The 6010-nt window shown below is 69.4% G+C and carries 4 protein-coding genes and 1 pseudogene; all 5 read left to right on the top strand.

What is annotated here, in order from left to right:
• Positions 1–565, top strand: a pseudogene (locus GT030_RS23640) (hypothetical protein); the annotation flags it as partial.
• Positions 566–624: 59 nt separating this feature from the next.
• Positions 625–1743: a multiple monosaccharide ABC transporter substrate-binding protein gene (gene chvE, locus GT030_RS23635; RefSeq protein WP_161202820.1), complete on the top strand. Its 1119-nt coding sequence runs from the start codon at positions 625–627 to the stop codon at positions 1741–1743.
• A gap of 32 nt (positions 1744–1775) precedes the next feature.
• Complete coding sequence (mmsA, locus tag GT030_RS23630; RefSeq protein ID WP_161202819.1) at positions 1776–3326, top strand: multiple monosaccharide ABC transporter ATP-binding protein; 1551 nt, start codon at positions 1776–1778, stop codon at positions 3324–3326.
• Entirely contained in the window at positions 3323–4555 is a 1233-nt protein-coding gene (mmsB, locus tag GT030_RS23625) for a multiple monosaccharide ABC transporter permease (RefSeq protein WP_161202818.1), read from the top strand. Before mmsA ends, mmsB begins: the two co-directional genes overlap by 4 nt.
• A 119-nt stretch (positions 4556–4674) precedes the next feature.
• Positions 4675–6010, top strand: a 1336-nt coding sequence (locus GT030_RS23620; protein WP_161202817.1) for a histidinol-phosphate transaminase, incomplete at its 3' end; no start/stop codon positions are given.

Genomic DNA, 6010 nt, shown 5'->3' with positions numbered 1-6010 from the left:
CGGCTGTGTCGAGGACGCGGTGCGCGCGACCGAACTCGGCGTGCGCTGCCTGCTGGTGGCCGACGAGGGCGTGCTGTGGGCGCTGCACCGGGCGCGGGAGTCGGGGGTGCTCCCGGCGGACACCACGCTGAAGGTCTCCGCGCTGATCGGCCCGGTCAACCCGGTCTCCTACGCGGTGTTCGAGCGGCTGGGCGCGGACTCGATCAACGTGCCCGGCGATCTCACCCTCGCCCACCTCACCGAGATCCGCCGGGTGTCCGCCGCCCCCATGGACATGTACATCGAGGCGCCGGACGACCTGGGCGGCCAGGTGCGGATGTACGAGGTGGCCGAGCTGATCCGGCGCGGCGCCCCGCTGTATCTGAAGTTCGGCCTGTCGAAGGCGCCCGGCATCTACCCCTGGGGCGCCCACCTCCGCGGGGTCGCCCTGGACACCGCACGGGAGCGGGTGCGGCGCGGCCGGCTGGTCCTCGACCTGCTCGCCCGGCACGGCGCCGACGGCGGCATGGCCCCGCTCGGTACCCGCCTCCCCGGCCCGCTGCACCGCTTCCCCACAACGGACTGATCCCGCACCACCGCACGGCCCGACCCGCTCAACGCCGAGACGAACAAGGACGGTTCCCCATGCGCGACCGGTACACCGCACGCCCCCGCAGAGTCGCTCTCGCCGCGACCGCCGTACTCGCCCTCACCCTGACCGCCTGTGGGCAGAGCGGGGAGGGCGGAGCCGAGGACAAGGGCGGTGACGCCAAGGGCGGCACCATCGGCGTCGCCATGCCGACCAAGTCCTCCGAGCGCTGGATCGCGGACGGCGCCAACGTCGTCAAGGACCTGCGCGCGAAGGGCTACAAGACCAAGCTGGTCTACGGCGAGGACGACCCGGACACCCAGGTCGCCCAGATCGAGAACCTCATCACCCAGGGCGTCAAGGGCCTGATCATCGCGGCCATCGACAACAAGTCCCTGAACAACGTGCTCCAGGAGGCCGCCGACGCCCACATCCCGGTCATCGCCTACGACCGGCTGATCCTCGGCACCAAGAACGTGGACTACTACGCCTCCTTCGACAACGAGAAGGTCGGCGAGCTGCAAGGCACCTACATCGCGCACAAGCTGGGGCTGGACAGCGGCAAGAAGGGGCCGTTCTCCATCGAGTTGTTCGCCGGGTCCAACGACGACAACAACACCAAGTACTTCTTCGGCGGCGCGATGAAGGTGCTCCAGCCCTACATCGACAAGAAGCAGCTCGTGGTGCGGTCCGGGCAGACCGCGCTCAATCAGGTCACCACGCTGCGCTGGGACGGCACCACCGCCCAGCACCGCATGGAGGACCTGCTGACCTCGGCGTACCGTTCCGGCCGGGTCGACGCGGTGCTCTCCCCGTACGACGGCATCTCCATCGGCATCCTGTCCGCGCTGAAGTCGGACGGGTACGGCGGGAAGGGCAAGCCGCTGCCCGTCGTCACCGGGCAGGACGCGGAGCTGGCGTCGGTGAAGTCGATCATCGCCGGGGAGCAGACGCAGACCGTCTACAAGGATCTCCGCAAGCTCGCCGAGGTCGCCGCGAACATGGTGGACGCCACCCTGGGCGGCAAGAAGCCCGAGGTCAACGACTCCAAGACCTATGACAACGGCGCCAAGGTCGTGCCCGCCTATCTGCTGCAGCCGGTCAGCGTCGACAAGGGCAACTACCGCGAGGTCCTGGTCGACGGCGGCTACTACACCGAGTCCCAGCTCAAGTGACGGCTCACTCCCACGACCTGGAAGGCGCGGCCATGGCGGGACCCGTTCTCGAGATGCGCTCGATCGTCAAGACCTTCCCCGGCGTCACCGCCCTGTCCGACGTCACCCTGACCGTCCGGCCGGGCGAGGTGCACGCCATCTGCGGGGAGAACGGCGCCGGGAAGTCCACCCTGATGAAGGTGCTCTCCGGGGTCCACCCGTACGGCAGTTACGAGGGCGAGGTGCTCTTCGAGGGCGAGGAGTGCCGGTTCCGGGACATCCGGGCCAGTGAGCGGCAGGGCATCGTCATCATCCACCAGGAACTGGCGCTGGTGCCGTATCTCTCGCTCGCGGAGAACCTGTTCCTCGGCAACGAGCACGCCCGGCGCGGTCTGATCGACTGGACGGAGACCCTGCGGCACGCCACGAAGCTGCTGCGGCGGGTCGGTCTGGACGAGCATCCGGAGACCCGGGTCGCGGACATCGGCGTCGGCAAGCAGCAGTTGGTGGAGATCGCCAAGGCGCTGGCGAAGTCGGTGCGGCTGCTGATCCTGGACGAGCCGACGGCCGCCCTGAACGACGAGGACAGCGGCAAACTCCTCGATCTCATCCTGGAGTTGAAGGCACAGGGCATCACCTGCATCGTGATCTCGCACAAGCTGAACGAGATCCGCCGGGTCGCCGACTCGGTGACCGTCCTGCGTGACGGCCGCTCGGTGGAGACGCTGGACGTGCGGGCGCCGGGGACCACCGAGGAGCGGATCATCGCGGGCATGGTCGGCCGCGACCTCGACCACCGCTTCCCCGAACGCCCGCCGCATGAGCCGGAGCCGGGTACGGCCCCGGCCCTGGAGGTGCGCGGCTGGACCGTACGGCATCCGATCGACCGGCAGCGCAAGGTCGTCGACGACGTGTCCATCGAGGTGCGCCGGGGCGAGATCGTCGGCATCGCCGGGCTGATGGGCGCGGGCCGCACCGAGCTGGCGATGAGCGTGTTCGGCCGCTCCTACGGCCGGTACGCGGGCGGCACGGTGCTGAAGGACGGCCGGGAGATCCGTACCCGGACCGTGGCGGAGGCGGTGGGGCACGGGATCGCGTACGTCACCGAGGACCGCAAGCACTACGGGCTCAACCTCATCGACACCGTGCACCGCAACGTCTCGCTGACCGCGCTCGGCAAGGTGGCCCGGCGCGGGATCGTGGACGAGCACGCGGAGCGGCGGGCTGCGGAGGGGTTCCGCACCGCCATGAACATCAAGGCACCGACCGTGCTGGAGCCGGTGGGCCGGCTGTCCGGCGGCAACCAGCAGAAGGTCGTCCTCAGCAAGTGGATCTTCGCGGACCCGGACGTGCTGATCCTGGACGAGCCGACGCGGGGCATCGACGTGGGCGCCAAGTACGAGATCTACACCGTGATCGGGCGGCTCGCGGCCGAGGGCCGGGCGGTGGTCTTCATCTCCTCCGAACTGCCCGAGCTGCTCGGCATGTGCGACCGGATCTACACCATGGCCGCCGGCCGGCTGACCGGCGAGGTGCCGCGGGCCGGGGCCACGCAGGAAGCGCTGATGCGCCTGATGACCAGAGACGAAGAGGTGACGCCATGAGCGCGGACGTGACGGCTCCGGCCCCGCCGGAGCGCGGCGGACCGCCCGCCGGGCCGGGCGTGCTCCGGCTGATGCTGGACGGCCTGCGCCGCAACATGCGCCAGTACGGGATGGTGATCGCGCTCGGCCTGATCGTGGTCCTGTTCGCGGTGTGGACCGACGGGGACCTGCTGCTGCCGCGCAACGTCTCCAACCTGGTACTGCAGAACAGCTACATCCTGATACTGGCGATCGGGATGATGCTGGTGATCATCTCGGGGCATATCGACCTGTCGGTGGGCTCGCTGACCGCGTTCGTCGGGGCGTTCCTGGCGGTGCTGAGCGTGCGGCACGACGTGCCCTGGCCGCTGGCGCTGGTGCTGTGTCTGCTGGTGGGCGCGGCGGCGGGGGCGGTACAGGGGTATCTGATCGCCTATCTCGGCATCCCGTCGTTCATCGTGACGCTCGCCGGGATGCTGCTGTTCCGGGGGCTGACGGAGATCCTGCTGAAGGGGCAGACCCTGGGGCCGTTCCCGGACGGGCTGCAGAAGATCGGCAACGGCTTCCTGCCCGCCTTCGGCCCCGACACCGACTACCACAATCCGACGCTGCTGCTGGGTCTGGTACTGATCGCGGCCGTGGTCTGGCAGGAGGTCCAAGGGCGGCGCAGGCAGCGGGAGTTCGCTCTCCAGGTACCTCCGCTGAGGCTGTTCGCGCTGAAGCTGGCCGCGCTGGTCGCCGCGATCCTCGTCCTGACCCTGCTGCTCGCCAGCTACAAGGGCGCCCCGATCATCCTGATCGCCCTCGGCGCGCTGGTCGTCGGCTACGGGTACCTCATGCGCAACGCGGTCTTCGGCCGGCATGTGTACGCGATCGGCGGCAACCTGCCCGCGGCGAAGCTCTCCGGGGTGAAGGACAAGAAGGTCACCTTCCTGGTCTTCCTGAACATGGGGGTCCTCGCGGCGCTCGCCGGGCTGGTGGTCGCCGCACGGCTGAACGCGGCGTCGCCGAAGGCGGGCGTCAACTTCGAACTGGAGGCCATCGCCTCGTCGTTCATCGGCGGCGCCTCCATGAGCGGCGGGGTAGGCACAGTGCTCGGCGCGATCATCGGCGGGCTGGTGCTCGGGGTGCTGAACAACGGGATGAACCTGTTGAGCGTCGGCACCGACTGGCAGCAGGTGATCAAGGGGCTGGCGCTGCTGCTGGCGGTCGGCTTCGACGTCTGGAACAAGCGCAGGTCGGGGGCGTGAGGGGCGTACGCCGGGTGAAGGAGGTCACAGCGAGGGTGAGTTGAACACCACCCCGGAGTCCTCCGTATGCATGGGTGGCCCGCGCCCCCCGCGCGGGCCACCCTTCGACGGAGGTCCCCTTGCCTGACAACGTCACCTCGTTGTTCCGCAGCACCGCCGCGCACAGCCCTTCGATGGCGGCGCTGGTGCGGGAGAGCGACGGTACGGGTCCGGTGGACTTCTGCATCCCCTGCAACCCCTACTTCCCGACGCCGGCGATGTTCGAGGAGATGGCGTCCCGGCTGCGCGAGATCATCACGTATTACCCGAGCAGTGCCGACACCATCACGGCCGAGCTGTGCCAGTTGCTCCAACTTCCGCCGCAGTGCGTGGCGATGGGGAACGGGTCGACCGAGCTGATCACCTGGATCGACCATCTGCTGGTCCGCGAGTCGCTCGCGGTGCCGGTGCCGACCTTCGGCCGCTGGACCGACCAGCCGATGGAGACCGGCAAGCGGGTCGACATGTTCCCGCTCCCGGAGGCAGGCGGTTTCGCGCTTGACCTCGGCCGGTACGCCGAGTTCATCCGGGCGCGGGGGACGCGGGTGGCGGTCATCTGCAACCCCAACAATCCCGACGGCGGCTTCCTGCCCCGGCAGTCGGTCGTGCAGTTCATGGACGCGATGGCCGACCTGGACCTGGTGGTGATCGACGAGTCGTTCCTGGAGTTCGCGGACGCCGAGGCGGAGCCCAGTGTGGTGCAGGAGGCGATGCTCAGGCCCAACGTGATCGTGCTGCGCAGCCTCGGCAAGAACTTCGGGCTGCACGGCATCCGGTTCGGGTATCTGGTGGCCAGTCCGGGCCTGGCGAACAAGGTCCGCTCGATGCTGCCCAAGTGGAACCTCAACTCCTTCGCGGAGTACGTGGTGTTCATGCTGAAGCAGCACCGTGCCGAGTACACGCAGAGTCTGCTTCAGGTGCGGCGCGACCGGCTGGAGATGGCCAGCCAGTTGTCCGCGCTGCCGGGGCTCACCGTCTATCCCTCGCAGGGCAACTTCCTCTTCGTGCGCCTCCCTGTGGGCGCCGAGGGCACCGTGGTCCGGGACCGGCTGCTCACCGAGCACCGGATTCTGGTCCGCGAGTGCGGCAACAAGATCGGTTCGTCCAGCCGCTTCCTGCGGCTCGTGGTACGCCCCGAGACCGATGTCCACCGCCTGGTGGCCGGCCTGGAGCAGGTCCTCTACGAGCCCGCGGTACCCGAGCTGGGCTACAGCTCCGGTACAGCGGCGGTGGACCGCCTGGTCGGCGAGACGAACGGCGCCGGAGCCCGGCTGACCGCCTCCTCCGGCTCCCCCGTCATCGCCGCCGCCCTGGCCGCCGGTACCGGCATGCCGCTCCCCGCCGCCCCACCCCCACAGGGCGCCGGGATGCCGGTACCGGCGGCCCAGCCGGGCCCCGCGCCACAGCAGGTCCCCC

The organism is Streptomyces sp. SID1328 (assembly GCF_009865595.1).
Classification (GTDB): Bacteria; Actinomycetota; Actinomycetes; order Streptomycetales; family Streptomycetaceae; genus Streptomyces; species Streptomyces griseoluteus.
Note: the sequence above shows the minus strand (reverse complement) of the source record. Positions and strands in the feature narration are given on the sequence as shown.